A 14,399-nucleotide genomic window follows, 5' to 3' on the forward strand; every position below is an offset into this window, starting at 1 on the left:
ACATGTTTTTCAGTTTACTGATTCAGCGCTTCGACAGCCTCCGCAAACAGAGGTTCGCCGCATACCGCTTCATAAGTGTCCGCAAGATTATCACGCGTAACGATGGTCGGCACGACTTCAATAAATACCGGCACATCCGCGCCGATCAGGGCGAGCACACCCGCCGTCGCTTCGGCGACTCCCTGCTGGTAAGGATCCTGCGTGCTGATCCCCTTTACATATCCGCCCTGCGCCAGATCCAGCACGACCTCGTCGCTCATGAGATCCGTACCGATTGCCAGATCCTCCGATGAAAGTCCTGCCGCGCGCGCCGCAGAGATGATGCCGATTGCCGGCTCGTCCCATTCCGTATAGATCGCGTTGATCTCCGGATGCGCCGTGAGCAATGCAGATGCAGACGCTTCCGTATCCAGCGCATCCTCGAACGGCGCAATGGCCACGATGTTGACGTCCGGATATTTTGCTGCGATCCTTGTTACAAACCCTTCATACCGGTCATTGGTTGCGGTAAACTGCGGTGCGTAGTATAGTATCCCAACATTTTTTTCCGCTTTGCCTTCCAGCGACTGCGCAACGATGTCGGCATGCCGCATACCATTCAGAAGATTGTCGCATGTAACTGTGGTAACATAGTCCGTGCCCGCTTCAAGTCCGTCTACCGCCTGATCCATAAACACAATTTTGATCCCGGCGTCCACTGCTTTTTTGCATACATCCGTGAGGGTAGCTTCGTTCGTCGGATGGATAAAGAGAAGATCCGGTTCCATCGCGATCGCCGCTTCAATATTGGAGATCTGCGTCACATCGTCTGAATTTGCGTCCGTCGTTGCGATCACCTCGATCCCATAGGATTCGAGCGTATCGGTAATCCCTGCAACCTGCTGGTTCGGCCAAAAGCTGCCCGTCCACCGCATGCACAGCGCCGCCGTCATTCCGTCGAGGGCTTCGATCTGGTTTTTCTGTTCCTCTGTCACAGCCGCAACGAAATCGCTTCCCAGAACCGCTTCCTCTCCATTCGGCCCAAAGTTGAGGACCGAGCCATCGAGGGCCGATTCCGCCATTTTAAGCATATTTTCACTGGGCTCCTCATACCAGAAGGGCTGCTGCCATCCATACTCCGCCGCCATTGCATTCAGGCGCTCCGTTACGCCGCCTTCTACGGGCGCTGCTTCGCTTCCTTCCGCAGCCGGTTCGGTTGCTTCCTGCGTCGCCTGTCCCACAGGCGTATCCGTGGAGCTTTCAGGAACCGTCGTTTCGGCGCAGGCTGTAAAAACAGCCACAGCCATCACAATCACTACAATGATCGCCACTAATTTTTTCATTACTTTTCCTCCTTGTTTTTTCTTGATATTGGATGTTTCCAATCTGTTTCACTCAAACCTTTTCCCACGCGCGGCTCGCGCCCGACCCCAGGACAGCGTCGCTTGCCCCAGAGAATATTACGCCCACCTGTCTGCTATCTCTTCAAGCTTTTCCATTTGGCAGACTGCCTATTATCATAGTATGGATTCCGTGGAAGGCATCCTAGACTGGTATCGCGGGATGGGCCTGCGCCCTTATCTCGAATAGCTCCCCGCCGGAAAAAAGAGGAGTTTGAAGAAGATATTTCGCCCTTCTCCGGCAAGAATATCCTGTGCAGAAAAATGGCAAAATTATTTACCGTTTCCTACTTCTTTTTTCTTTACCGCCGTAAGGTAGGATAGCGGGCGCGTCCTTTCTTACCTGTTTTGTTGTGGTTGCGTTCATATCTGCCGTCTTGCACATCCTGTCCGGCCATATTTTATAATATTTCAGGATTGGTATGAAAGAAACATTTACTGCAATGCCTCCGCAGCCGCGACCAGTTCCTGTGGCGGATCTGCATAATATACGTTCTTCCACATGTCCAGCACATTAGCCTGTTCCACTACGAAGCCGGATGTCGTAATGAAGGTCGGTACTTCCTCACCCAGGCAGGCAAGGGCCGCGCACGTCGCCTCGGCTACGCCGGCGTCATAAACCTGCTGCGCTGCAAGTCCTTTGATCACGCCGCCCTTTGCAAGCTCAATTCCTACGTTCAGCCCAAGGTCGATGGTGGTTACGGCTACCTGGTCTTCCATCCCGGCCTGCTTGACCGCCGCAATAATGCCTTCCGACGGAACATCCCAAATTCCCCAGATTCCGTCAAGGTCCGGGTGCTTGGTCAGCATTGCTGCTGCCACTTCGCCTGCCGCACCGGAGGAATCGCTGCCACTGAAGCCCTGCTCCTCTACAATCTCGATCTCGGGGTAGCATTCCTCAAATACTTTGAGCGCTTCGTCGTAGCGGATTTCCGTCGTACGGAACACAGCGTCATAATAGATAATACCGATTTTCCCTTTGCCGCCGATCGCTTTGGCAAGCAGGTGGGCACAACGCGCGCCATTGCCCATATCGTCCGGCGACACGATCGTTACATAGTCCTCCCCTGGAACGAGGTTATCGCCTGCCTGATTCATGAACACAACCTTTACGCCCTGCTCCGTCGCCTTCTTGTAGATTGCGGAGTTGGCGGCAGTATCTACCGGGATAGAAACGAGAATGTCCGGATCCATCGCCAGGATAGATTCTATGTCCGCGGTCTGCTGCGCCGCATCGAAGTTTGGATCCGTCACTGCGATCACTTCAATCCCGTATTTTTCAAACGTCGCTTTGAGTGCGTCGATCTGCGCCTGTGACCAGTCGTTGCCCGTATACTGCATGGCAATCGCGGCTTTGAGGTTCATGGCCTTCACCTGCTCGATCTGTTCGTCTGTTATAGAGATTTCACTGGCAAATACCGGTGTTTCGCCATTCGGGCCAACTGTGATGGATTTCCCGTCCAGCTCCGCGAGCTTCTCATCGGGGTCGCACGAGGTTTCCGCCTGTTCACCGGAAGCAGCGGCGCTTTCCCCAGAGTCCGGAGTCGCAACGCTTTCCTGCGGAGTTGTCTCCGAAGCTGCCGCCCCACCGTCCGCGCATGCGGTAAACAGCGTAAGCACCATAGCTGCCGCCAACACCAAAATCAATACCTTTTTCATTTTTCTCCTCCTGTTTTTTATTATTTCTGTTATAAAAGTAGAAAATTGGATTTCTATTGTTTGGAATTCTTGTAACCGAACGCAACGGCAAGGATTACGATTAGTCCGCGGATGATAAGCTGCTGGCTTACATTGAGCCCCATGATGATGAGGCCATTGTTCACCATGCCGATCAAAAACGCGCCCACAATCGTACCAATGATGGAGCCCTTTCCGCCTGAAAGCGCCGCGCCCCCCAAGATCACTGCCGCGATTGCATCCAACTCCGCACCGTCGCCCAGAGTATACCGCCCCGTATACATCCTGCCCGCGTACAACATGCCTCCAAGACCTGTCACCACACCCATCAACAGCATGACGCTCAACTTGATGTTTTTTACGTTGATCCCTGTAAACCGTGCCGCCACGGGATTTGCCCCTGTTGCAAGCACACGCCTTCCATACCGTGTCCGCTTCAATACAAAATTCCCGATCACCGCCGCCACGACGAGCCAGACCAGCAGCACGGGAACCGCGCCGCCGATATCGCCTGTGCCGAATGCGAACAGGTAGGCTTCATGATCAATGGGAACGGGCGCAGAGCCGGTAATCCACATTGCGACACCGTTCGCGACGGAAGAAGTGCCTATGGTAACGATAAACGACGGGATGGAGAGCCTGCTTACCAGCAGGCCGTTCGCCAAGCCAAACAGCGCCCCCGTTCCAAGGCCCGCACCCAGCGCGCCTAATATTCCGTACCCGGAAGACAATGCCATGGCGCATGTGAGGGATGTCAGCCCGACAAGCGCGCCCACCGACAGATCCAACTCGCCCGCGCAGATCACAAACGTCATGGCGATCGCGATAATCGAAATAATGGATGTCTGTCTTACGATATTCAGGATGTTACTGATTTTCAGGAAGCCGGAATCCGTAAGCAAAATGGAAAATACGACGACAACGACCACAAAAGCAATATATACGACGTTCTGCCGCCAATGGAACGTCCTTGCAGTGTTAGAAATTTTGGATTTCATGTTGCAGTTCCTCCTCCGAATTGATCTCTGCGCGCATCAGCTCCCGGATGACCTTCCCCTGGTGCATAATCAGAATCCGGTCGCAAATCGCAAGGATCTCAGCCAGCTCAGAGGAAGCCATGACAACGCTCTGCCCGTCCCGTGCCAGTCCGCGGATAATGTCCATGATCTCCGCCTTGGAGCCGATGTCGATTCCCTTGGTCGGTTCGTCCATCAGGATGATCTGTGGTTGGTTTGCCAGCCATTTCGCAAATACGATCTTTTGCTGGTTGCCGCCGGAAAGCAGCCGGACAAGCTTGTTCATGGAATCTGTTTTTATGTGGAGTTCCTCTGTCCAGTCGTTTACCACCCGGACGGATTTTTTTTCATCGACTACGCCCACCCTGTTTGAAAGCTTATCAAGCGACGGCAGCAAGATATTATCTTTAACTGAATGATCCACCAGCAATCCTTCCTCGCGCCTGTCTTCGGGAATGAGTGCAAGCCCCTTTTTCATGGCTTGGCTGGGATTTCTAAAGCAGACTTCCTCTCCGTTCACTGTGAGCGTGCCCTCAATCAAGGGATCAATTCCAAACAGCGCGCGCAGCGTTTCGCTGGTTCCGCTGCCCCCCAGCCCGGAAATACCGAGCACCTCCCCCTCGTGCAGCGTAAGGTCCACGTGTTCCACTCGGTTATTCGTCTTGATCCCGCTTGCGCGGAGTACGATCCGTTCTCTGACCGGCGTTCTCCTGTCCTGCCACTCGAATCTATCTACATTTTTTCCCGTGATCCCGCGTATCATCTGTTCCATCGTGATTTCAGACGCATCGGCGGTTACGACATTTTTTCCGTCCGCAAGGATGCTGATCCGGTCGCAAACCTGGTAGATTTCCTTCATGCGGTGCGAGATATATACTATTGCAATGCCTTTCTTTTTGAGTTCTCTAATCATACTGAACAGGTGTCCCACTTCGCTTTCCGTCAGGCAGGAGGTCGGCTCGTCCATGACGAGTACCTTTGCGTCTGTCGCGAGCGCCTTGGCGATTTCCGTCATCTGCCATTGCCCCGCAGCAAGGTCGGACATCACCGCATCGGGGTCCATCGCTACGTTCAGTTCGCTGAAGATACGCCGCGCTTCCGCCGCGCACTTTCTGTTGTCAATGAGGCCATTCCTCTTTTTGAATTCCCGGTTCAGGAAAATGTTTTCCGTAACCGTCATGGTCGGAGCCAGTGAGAATTCCTGAAAAATCATCGCGATCCCCAGTTTTTCCGCATCCTGCGGCGACCGGAAATTAACCGGGCATCCGTCAAATATAATTTCCCCCGCATCCTTCACGTATACGCCGGTCATGATTTTCATCAATGTGGATTTTCCCGCGCCATTGCCTCCTACCAGTGCGTGGACTTCACCCTCTTCCAGCGCGAAATCCACCTGGTCCAGTACCTTTACGCCGTTGAAGCTCATGTCGATATTTTTAAGTTCAATGATATGTTTGGCCATATGGATGCTCCTTGCTGTCCGCCAGCGCGCTGCCGCCCACGCCCGCGACTTCTTTTCAGGAACGGCAGCAGGCTGCTGTCGCCGCTATTTTAGGATGTTGTCGTATACCTTGTTGTTGAATTCCCGCACCGGACCTACAAATTCTTCATACGGTTTGTCAAAGGGCGTCTTGCAGCCCCATCCGCGCGCCGTGTTTTCCACATACGCGCACCAGTGCCACCCGATAAACCACGGTTCGTTCAGCAGCGGCCGCAGCGAATCGATATAGTCCTGCGCGCGCGCGGCCTGTCCGTCAAGGTCGTACACTCGGTCCGGGTTCATCTCCGTCTTGCAACTGTTTCCAATATCGGCGATGAGCACAGGTTTTTCCGTAATTTCATGCCATTTTTTGAGGTCTTCATGCATCTGCCGGTAGCCTTCCTCGTTGTTGGCGGGGAAGTACTGCACGGAAAACACATCCACATACGGTTTCATTGCTTTCAGTACCGGGGTAGGGATCACCTTGTTACCGTTGTACCGGTCACCCAGAATCAGATGGTTTTTGTCATAGCTGCGGATATGCTTCGTGACCACTTCATAATATTTGGAGGCGATATCAAACACTTTCCGATCTCGCTCCTCTTTTTCCAATCCTTCCAGTTGCGGGAAATCCCTTCCGCTTGCATGGTCCTGCCATGATGCAATGTCTACGAAGAAATATCCGATCAGGTTCTGACTGTCCGCATGGTCGGCGCAGATGCTGCGCGCCAGCCACTCAGCGTACACATCGAATTCCCGGGAATAAACGTCGGGGAAATTAGGTTGCCCGTTCCAGTCCTCGATTTCTGCGACGCGCAGTTGGAGCACATACGGCATATTTGCCGTCCTGTAATCTGCCGCACTCCATGGTGTGGAGTGGCCGAGGTTAATATTCACGCCCCAGTCGAGTGCCTTGCCCCAGTCTCCACTGATATATTCCTGCGTCCATCCAATTGTATTGAATCCCCAGTCTTTCATGTCCTTTACAAGGCCTTCACGTATCCATTTATCTTTATTTGAAGAATACTTTTCCTTCCAGATGTTAAGGTTATAGTGATATTTCAAGTTAGAATCATCCAGATGATTCAGCCCTACGGAAATAAATACATTCCCTTCCGGATCAATCAGCCACTGTCGTTTTCCCTCTTCCTGAATCCTAAAAAAACCAGTTGCTTCAAATTTTTTTTGTTCGGTTCCTCCAAAATAATCGAGCTGATTCATTTTGTGCCTCCTTTGCTTATTCTGTTTCACTCAAACCTTTTCCCACGCGCGGCTCGCGCCCGACCTCAGGACGGCGTCGCTGATCCGCTCGATCTGGTAGCCGTCTTCAAAATCAGGCGAGGCCTGTTTGTTTTCCGCAATCGCCTTGATGAAATCATAGCACTCGACGATCTTGGTCTCCGTATATCCGATTCCCAGCGCCGGGATCGGCCACAGGCCTTCTCCATAAGGGTGAGCCGGACCGGTATAAATCGTACGGAAGCCCCGGCGGTCTCCGCCGTCGCTTGCAAAGCAGACCTGCAGTTCATCCCTGCGTTCGTAATTGAAATAGATGGAGCCTTCCGTCCCGTGGATTTCAAGCGTGATGAAGTTATTACGGCCCCACGCGTTCCGCGTCGCCTCTATCGTGCCAAACGCGCCGTTTTTGAAATTGATCATAAAGCAGCACTGATCGTCCACGTCAACTTTGCCTTTCGGCCCGCTGCCGCCTTTCACATTTCCAAGACTGTCTGCGGAGCCTGTTTGCAGCGGCCGCTCGTTTATATAGGTTGCGACGCGCGCGTTTACCTCATCGAAGTCCCCGATGAGGAACCGGGCCATATCGACTACATGCGTCCCGATATCCCCAAGCGCACCCGAGCCGCATACCTTTTTCTGGAATCTCCAGGAGAGCGGGGAGTCCGGATCAGCCGACCAATCCTGCAAATAGGTCCCGCGGAAATCCAGGATCGTCCCGACCGCCCCTTCGTCAATTAATTTTTTTGCAAGCTGCACCGCGGGCGTCCGCCTGTAGTTGAATGCTAGCATATTGATCACGCCGGCTTTCTTGACGGCGTCGCGCATCTTTTCAGCTTCCTCGAGTGTTCTTGAAATCGGTTTTTCGCACAGGATATGCTTTCCGGCTTCTGCCGCCGCCACAGCGATTTCGCAGTGCACGTCGTTTGGCGTACAGATATCAACGATATCTATCTCCGGATCCTCCACGATATCGCGCCAATTCGCCGTTCCTTGCTGGAATCCCAGCCGTTGCGCCGCGTCCCTCGCGCACTCCTCCGTCAAATCGGCAATGGTCTTTTTGACCGCCATCCCCGGCGCCGGCCAAAAAAACATCGGCATCCCGTCGTATGCAATGGAATGTGCTTTTGCCATAAAACCTGCGCCAATCAAACCTACATGATAAGTCTTCATCTTTTTCTTGTATGATACGTTACGTACCATACTTCTCCTTTCAATTTTTGTTTTTTTAAAATCCCTGTTTTCTCAAATAATTTGACGTGATCCGCGCGCCCTCCGCCGGGTCGCCCGCCCAGCCGTCGCACTCAACCGCGATTTCAATCTTATGCGGCGCTTTTCTGAGCACTTCCACGATTGCGTCTATATCGAGTATCCCGACGCCAAGGGGGCAAAACATACCGTCGTCCATGATGTCCTTCAGGTGGATGTAATCGATTCGGTCAAGATATTTTTTAACGACCTCGAACGGATCCCCACCGCCTTTTTTTACATGGGCAAGGTCGGGGCATAACCTGATACGCGTATGCGGCATGACCTTATCCAGCTGAACCGGGGATTCTACCAGCGACCCCATATGAGGATGAAAACTTGCCCGCATTCCCAGCTTGTCTGCAAGGTCGCAAACCCGGTCAAGCGCTTCGCCCAATTTTACGTAATCCGATTCCCGGATCCCGTCGAACCGGATCGCGCCGCCTCCAAGGGCAATCTCCGTTGCCCCAAGATTTTTCGCAAATTGCGCGGCGCGGCGGATACGGTCCAGTTCTTCGGGCAGGATCTCATCGTAAATGAAATTACAGGCGACATATACGCCCTTCAGCGCAAGACCGTACTTTTCCAGCATTTTTTTCAGGCTCCCGCTGCGTCCCTCGAACTCCAATAATTCGCCGTCAAATATCTCCACCGATTCAAATCCCGCTTCTGCAATATCCGCCAGCGCCTGTTCGAGTTTGCCGGCACATCTGTAATATGCAGCGTTTACGCAATTTGGCGCCGCCCAGTGCGCCAGGACCGGCCCCCATGCATTCGTTGAGTAAGTGATTTTCATAAGCTTTCTCCTTTTTCATTTTTCTATTTTGCAAAAAAAGCGTAAATTAACAGAGCTACGGAAAAATCCAGTTTTTTCCGTTTCCACAGGACCCATAGTTTGTTTATTTTTATCTTTGTGCTTTTCCCCTGTTTACGTATACTATAGCACAACGCGAAAAGAAAGAAAGAAATTCGGACTGTTTTAACTTTTTTTCAAAAAAATTGCTGTTTTTATGCCTTTTTTACGTAAATTTAATGGCTTTTGTGTAATTTCAGAAATTCAGGCGCAGGCTTTCGGATGATTTCGCGCCAATAACGTGTCAACTCGCGCGGATATACCACCACCGGCTGTACGCCCACAAATTTATATCCTTTTTTTCCCAGCAGCGCCTGGATCGTAATCATTGCGGCTGCTTCTCCCTGCTCGTAAGGACGCTGCGCGCTGATGCCCCGCACCATTTCTCCCCGCGCCATGTAAGCGGCAATTTCCAGGTCCAGATCCACCGTGGAAATAGCGACGTCCGTCCTTCCCAGCGCACGCAGGGCGCGTATCGCCTCCATTGCCGGGCGTTCCCATGATACATAGAGGCCGGAAATCTCCGGATGCTCCCGCATCATTTGCAGGCAGGTATCATATACATTTTGAATTTGATAAAAATTTTTGCGCGACACGATCTGCAAATTGGTATAATTTTCCGTCAGCACCTGCTCTGCCGCATTATCCCGCTGGCGCGTCATATGAAACGGCAGCCCATGATTTAAGAGGCCCAGTTTAATATGCGTTCTCTCCTTGAAATACTCCCCCAAAATATTGCCTGCATTTTGTCCGTTTTCCCGTTCGTTCACTGAAACGCAGCTATAATAGTCATTCTGGTCGATCCCCTGGGGTATATTTCCAATGAGGATCATTTTTGTCAGGCGGGAGAGTTCCTTGAATTTGCCCGCCGTAATGTTTTCATCCACCGGAACGCCGATAATCGCATCCGGTTTCTGCATGCGAAGCGCGTCTAACTGCGTCACCTGCAATTGCGCGTTAAAATTTGCGTCCATCACTGCAACAACCTGTACGTTATAGCGCGCAAGCGTATCACGGATCGCCATTTCCTGTAACCGGGACCATTCCGTATCCATACAGTGAAACGCTATCGCAACCTTGAATTGTCCCTTCTTTAAATATTCTTCTTCCGCCGTATCGACCAGTATGGCCTCGGGCGGAACGGCGATTTCCCCAAACGGCCCCCGATTGATAACGCGCGTAGATTTCCGGACCGTAAAACCGATGGGCATACGGACTACCGTCGGCGCAATGGGATTCCCCTTCATTATTTTCATCATCACCTCTACCGCGCGCTTTGCGGTACCGGCGGTATCCTGTCTGAGGATCGTAAGCGACGGGTTGAAAATACCGCTCCATTCATCATCACCAAAGCCAACAATGGAAATATCGTCCGGGCACTTCAATCCATAATCGTCTGCATTTTTCAGAAGTTTTAGCGTCAACGTATTTCCCGAAGCGATAAATGCGGAAGGAAGCGTATCGAAACGCGCCTTATCAAAGATATTTTCCTCCTCCTGGCGGTAAAGATTTACCCTGCAAACCAACTTTTTGTCGAATGGGACTTTATATTCCTCCAGCGCGCGTTGATATCCCGCGAGCCGTTCCTGGCAGTTGAGCAGGTCACAATCCTCGAGCAGGATGCCAATTGATTTATGCCCGCTGCGAATCAAATGGCGGGTCCCTCGAAACATTGCTTCCTCGTTTTCAGACAGCACAGCCGGAATTTCATCGTCTTTCGTCTTTCGCTCTACGCAGACAAAAGGGATACCCGAACGCTTTATTTTGCGTATACCCGCGATGCGTTTACCGCAGGCGATAAAAAGATACCGGCGGTGTTTTTATCCGCAAGCAGATTCAAAAGGATATGCTTTTCATACTCTTCGTTATCGTGGGAAACATAGACCGAAAGAATATATCCCTCTTTCGCAAGAAGGTCTGTCATTGTATTCGCAAGCTGCGCATAGACAGTGCTGCTGATGGTGGGCAATACAAACACTACCCTTGACTGCTTTCCGAATTTGAATTGATTCCCCCGTATTTTATCTATATACCCCGTTTCATAAATGACCCGTTCTACTTTTTTCGTCAAGCCGGGACTAACATAACGGGTTTTGTTAATAACATGGGACACCGTAGCAATGGATACTCCTGCCATTTTGGCAATATCCTTTATTGTGATACTCATGTTTGCCTCCCTTTTCGATTTACGTAAATTATAATGATGGGGGGAGCCAGAGTCAATTAATCCGAAGAAATCAAACAAAATCCGCTCAAGCCTATCTTATTTACGTAAATCGGGAACAAATTCAGTACGTCAGTGTAGAGATGCTCATTCCGGAGGATCACTTGCTACGCCAGATTGAGAAAACGGTAGATTTCAGTTTCATTTATCCGTTGGCGGAGGGTATATATTCTCCGGATAAAGGCAGGCCGGGAGTCGATCCGGTGGTTCTGGTGAAAATCGTGCTCATCCAGTACCTGTACGGGATATGCAGCATGAGACAGACCATAGAAGAAATCCGGTATAACGTGGCATACCGCTGGTTTTTGGGATACGATCTATACAAAAGACCTCCTCATTTTTCAACATTCGGAAAAAACTACAAGCGCCGCTTTGAGGGAACAGACCTGTTTGAGCAAATATTCACCCATATGGTCGAACTGTGTATTCACAAAGGCGCTGTGCGCGCGGAAACGTTGTTCGTAGACGCCACACATCTGAAAGCGAGCGCCAATAAACATAAAAAGGTAAAGCGCGAGATTCAAAAGCAGGTTAAAAGTTACCATGAGGAGCTTTTGGCGGAGATCAACCGCGACCGCGAAGCTCATGGAAAAGAGCCGTTCGACGATGACCCACCGCCGGGCAGCGCGCCTGTAACCCAAAGCACAACAGACCCGGATAGCGGGATGTTCGTGAAAGGCGAACACAAACGGGATTTCGCGTACAGCATACAGACTGCCTGCGACAGGCACGGCTGCGCACTGGCGTATGATGTAGCAGCGGGAAACGTACACGACAGTGTGAGTTTTGAAGGGCTATACAGAAAGCTTCTGCCATACAACCCACTGCGCTTGGTCACGGATGTCGATTACAAAACGCCCGCCATTATGCGAATGTTGCTGACGGGTGGCATCATGCCTGTTGTGCCGTATACGAGTCCCAAAGCGGGAAAGGGGTTCTTGAAGAAGTCCGAATACATATACGATGAATACTATGATTGTTACATCTGTCCGGAAAACAAAATACTCTCATACTCCACCACAAACAGGGAGGGATACCGTGAATACAAGAGCAAAAAATATGTGTGCGGGAAAGGCTGCCGGCTGTCAGAATGTACGCGGAGCAAAACCCATACTAAGGTGATCATGCGCCATATTTGGGAAGAATACATGGAGCAATCCCACCACATTCGGTATATGGAAGGGATAAAGGAACTCTACGCCAAACGCAAAGAAACGATAGAACGGGTGTTTGGCGATGCGAAAGAAAAACACGGATTTCGATACACCCAGTATCGGTGCAAAGCGAAGATCGAGATGGAAGTCGCCCTCGCCTACACGGCAATGAACCTCAAGAAGCTGGCACGGTGGCTCACCTACTCTTTCGGCTTTCTTTCTCTTTCAACTTTATTCCTCTAAAAAAGGATTCGATGCGCTCTCTTCGCTTGAATCCTTTTTGTCTACAGGCTGAAGAGTACGGCTCTCCCGTACTCTTTTTTGCTTCAATTTTGATTATCCTTATTTAAATCTAAATGCTGCCCAAAACTTTTTCATATTCATTGCAAAGCGGATAAACCAATTCCTCATCTTCTTCTATTTCCGCGAAGCGGGAGACTTTTTCGTAAAAATAATTATCCGTATTATCATCGTTGACAGAGGATACTTCCCCCACGATCAGGTCTCCATAGCCTTGCTTCGCCCCGAATATGTGGTACATGCGCGGTGTAAGCGAAACGCTGCTGCCCGGCCCGACAAGGAATTCCTCTCCGGCGCCTATAGTTTTCAGAATGCCGTCCACCGATACATTTACATGTCCTTCCCTGTCCGGTTCCCCATCCGGCAATGCATTATACAGTTTCATATACATCATTCCGCCCCCGCGGTTGATAATATCTTCCGTTTTTACAGCATGGAAGTGCATGGGCAGGCGCTGGCCTTCGTGCAGTGGAATTACTTTTTCAGCATAGGGAGTCCCGATGTTCCGTCCAACGACTCCATTCCGGAGCGTAAACAGAACGCTGCCCACCGTCTTGAAATCTCCCATTCCATAATCCGTAATGTCCCATCCGCGCATCGTTGCACGGATAACGTCGATCTTTTCCGCGTTTTTCTTCCATTCCCCGAGCGTCCACTCTGCAAATTCCGGCAGATAAAAACAATGCTTTTTCAGCAGCTCCCCTGCCCATTTAATTTCCTTTTGTATTTCCGACCGTTTCATATCAAATTCCCTCCGTTTTTTCCCCGCGCAGGCTGCGCAGTGTATTTACCATCGTCAAATATCCTTCTTTCGGCACGTAATCCGGAACAGAGTTTCCTGATCCAAAGGCGATCCCTCCCTGCTTGCCTGCATTTTCTGAAAACACGTCTTCCACATAGGTTTGGATTTCACCAAGGGACTCCCGGCACAGCACATCGGTGTCGATTCCGCCGAAGTTGCCAATTTTCTGTCCATACTGTTCGACCCACGCATGGAACGGGGCGATCGCGTCTTCATTGGAATGTTTGGCGTCGATCCCCGCCTCTTCGATCAAATCGTCCATTACATCAAAAATACACCCGCAGCTATGCAGCAGGAACGGCTTTCCAAATGCATGAATTTGGGTAACAAGGCGTTTATACTGCGGTACCAGCAAAGTATTGATATCTGGAACAGAAAGCAGCGTCTGCGAACGAAAGCCGAGGTCGTCCCCAAACCTGCAAACGCAATAACTGTCCGAAAAGCATTCCAGAAACCTTTTCCAAATCTCCATCATCAGGTCAGCCGCTTTTTCAAATATTCCACCGTACAGTGCCGGATCGTCGATCGCCATATAGCATAGTCCTTCGTATCCGCACAGATCCTGCACGATCTCGAACAATCCGTTTCCCGGCCCGCCGATCGCTTTCATGCCATCCGGCAAAGCCCGCCCGAGCGCCTCAAAGTCATCGGAAAACAACTGGAAATACCGGTCTGCAAGCGTATCCCACGGATAACTGCTGAAATCATCAAAAGTTTTGATCGCAGGATCGGCATGGTGATACAGCGCGCCGCCGCCCGGCAGCATCTTCGTGATGCATTGTTCGAATGAAACCGTATCGTATCCCATTTCCAAGAAAAAACGGGTATATTGCTTAAAGTATTCTTCTTTCCTCCCGTTTTTGACCAGAGGGGAAAAATCGGTTTTCAACACCGCCTGCATTACCTCGTCCGCAACAATATGATCGTACAGCGGAATGCGTTTTGGTTTTTTGTTTGTCGCCGCATCGACGATATTATGATAATCTGGTTGAAAGTTCATTCTTCTCTCCTTTGCTGGTTTTAATGCTCC

12 protein-coding genes are annotated in these 14,399 nt (G+C 50.9%); 1 reads left to right on the top strand and 11 read right to left on the bottom strand.

Annotated features, from left to right (window positions below):
• Positions 1 to 14: 14 nt before the first annotated feature.
• The 9 genes from H8S18_RS06600 to H8S18_RS06640 form a co-directional block, all read right to left on the bottom strand.
• Positions 15 to 1,322 (bottom strand): substrate-binding domain-containing protein, encoded by a 1,308-nt coding sequence (locus tag H8S18_RS06600; RefSeq protein ID WP_186857526.1) that lies wholly within the window; start codon positions 1,320 to 1,322, stop codon positions 15 to 17.
• Between the two features lie 492 nt (positions 1,323 to 1,814).
• Positions 1,815 to 3,038: a substrate-binding domain-containing protein gene (locus H8S18_RS06605; RefSeq protein ID WP_207721678.1), complete on the bottom strand. Its 1,224-nt coding sequence runs from the start codon at positions 3,036 to 3,038 to the stop codon at positions 1,815 to 1,817.
• Between the two features lie 53 nt (positions 3,039 to 3,091).
• A complete protein-coding gene (locus H8S18_RS06610) occupies positions 3,092 to 4,054 on the bottom strand; it encodes an ABC transporter permease (protein WP_186857527.1) in 963 nt (320 codons plus the stop codon).
• Positions 4,035 to 5,534 carry a sugar ABC transporter ATP-binding protein gene (locus H8S18_RS06615; RefSeq protein ID WP_186857528.1) on the bottom strand — a complete coding sequence of 500 codons (1,500 nt, stop codon included), beginning with the start codon at positions 5,532 to 5,534 and terminating at the stop codon, positions 4,035 to 4,037. The genes H8S18_RS06610 and H8S18_RS06615 overlap by 20 nt, the downstream gene beginning before the upstream one ends.
• A gap of 84 nt (positions 5,535 to 5,618) precedes the next feature.
• Positions 5,619 to 6,773, bottom strand: coding sequence for an agarase (locus tag H8S18_RS06620; RefSeq protein ID WP_186857529.1), 1,155 nt, complete (start codon positions 6,771 to 6,773; stop codon positions 5,619 to 5,621).
• A 30-nt stretch (positions 6,774 to 6,803) separates the two neighbouring features.
• On the bottom strand, positions 6,804 to 7,961 hold the full coding sequence (locus tag H8S18_RS06625; RefSeq protein WP_186857706.1) for a levoglucosan dehydrogenase: 1,158 nt from the start codon (positions 7,959 to 7,961) through the stop codon (positions 6,804 to 6,806).
• Positions 7,962 to 8,016: 55 nt separating this feature from the next.
• Positions 8,017 to 8,832: a sugar phosphate isomerase/epimerase family protein gene (locus H8S18_RS06630; protein WP_186857530.1), complete on the bottom strand. Its 816-nt coding sequence runs from the start codon at positions 8,830 to 8,832 to the stop codon at positions 8,017 to 8,019.
• A 233-nt stretch (positions 8,833 to 9,065) separates the two neighbouring features.
• Positions 9,066 to 10,688 (bottom strand): substrate-binding domain-containing protein, encoded by a 1,623-nt coding sequence (locus tag H8S18_RS14940; RefSeq protein ID WP_330598747.1) that lies wholly within the window; start codon positions 10,686 to 10,688, stop codon positions 9,066 to 9,068.
• Positions 10,649 to 11,056, bottom strand: a complete 408-nt coding sequence (locus H8S18_RS06640) for a LacI family DNA-binding transcriptional regulator (RefSeq protein WP_186857532.1) — start codon at positions 11,054 to 11,056, stop codon at positions 10,649 to 10,651. The genes H8S18_RS14940 and H8S18_RS06640 overlap by 40 nt, the downstream gene beginning before the upstream one ends.
• Before the next feature lie 98 nt (positions 11,057 to 11,154).
• On the opposite strand from H8S18_RS06640, the gene H8S18_RS06645 reads away from it, so the two are divergent.
• Positions 11,155 to 12,510 carry an IS1182 family transposase gene (locus H8S18_RS06645; RefSeq protein WP_330598748.1) on the top strand — a complete coding sequence of 452 codons (1,356 nt, stop codon included), beginning with the start codon at positions 11,155 to 11,157 and terminating at the stop codon, positions 12,508 to 12,510.
• 109 nt (positions 12,511 to 12,619) lie between these two features.
• Here the strand turns inward: H8S18_RS06645 and H8S18_RS06650 are convergent, their stop codons facing one another.
• Both H8S18_RS06650 and H8S18_RS06655 read right to left on the bottom strand, forming a co-directional pair.
• Positions 12,620 to 13,309, bottom strand: coding sequence for a D-lyxose/D-mannose family sugar isomerase (locus tag H8S18_RS06650; protein WP_186857534.1), 690 nt, complete (start codon positions 13,307 to 13,309; stop codon positions 12,620 to 12,622).
• A 1-nt stretch (position 13,310) separates the two neighbouring features.
• A complete protein-coding gene (locus H8S18_RS06655; protein ID WP_186857535.1) occupies positions 13,311 to 14,369 on the bottom strand; it encodes a uroporphyrinogen decarboxylase family protein in 1,059 nt (352 codons plus the stop codon).
• Positions 14,370 to 14,399: the final 30 nt, after the last annotated feature.

This window comes from Christensenella tenuis, from assembly GCF_014287795.1.
GTDB lineage: Bacteria > Bacillota > Clostridia > Christensenellales > Christensenellaceae > Christensenella > Christensenella tenuis.

What these genes read in the sequence shown, in the direction of transcription:
- H8S18_RS06610 (WP_186857527.1), bottom strand. Translation starts at nt 4,054, where the DNA reads ATGAAATCCAAAATTTCTAACACTGCAAGGACGTTCCATTGGCGGCAG.
- H8S18_RS06600 (WP_186857526.1), bottom strand. Translation starts at nt 1,322, where the DNA reads ATGAAAAAATTAGTGGCGATCATTGTAGTGATTGTGATGGCTGTGGCT.
- H8S18_RS06620 (WP_186857529.1), bottom strand. Translation starts at nt 6,773, where the DNA reads ATGAATCAGCTCGATTATTTTGGAGGAACCGAACAAAAAAAATTTGAA.
- H8S18_RS06650 (WP_186857534.1), bottom strand. Translation starts at nt 13,309, where the DNA reads ATGAAACGGTCGGAAATACAAAAGGAAATTAAATGGGCAGGGGAGCTG.
- H8S18_RS06605 (WP_207721678.1), bottom strand. Translation starts at nt 3,038, where the DNA reads ATGAAAAAGGTATTGATTTTGGTGTTGGCGGCAGCTATGGTGCTTACG.
- H8S18_RS06625 (WP_186857706.1), bottom strand. Translation starts at nt 7,961, where the DNA reads ATGAAGACTTATCATGTAGGTTTGATTGGCGCAGGTTTTATGGCAAAA.
- H8S18_RS06655 (WP_186857535.1), bottom strand. Translation starts at nt 14,369, where the DNA reads ATGAACTTTCAACCAGATTATCATAATATCGTCGATGCGGCGACAAAC.
- H8S18_RS06630 (WP_186857530.1), bottom strand. Translation starts at nt 8,832, where the DNA reads ATGAAAATCACTTACTCAACGAATGCATGGGGGCCGGTCCTGGCGCAC.
- H8S18_RS06615 (WP_186857528.1), bottom strand. Translation starts at nt 5,534, where the DNA reads ATGGCCAAACATATCATTGAACTTAAAAATATCGACATGAGCTTCAAC.
- H8S18_RS06640 (WP_186857532.1), bottom strand. Translation starts at nt 11,056, where the DNA reads ATGAGTATCACAATAAAGGATATTGCCAAAATGGCAGGAGTATCCATT.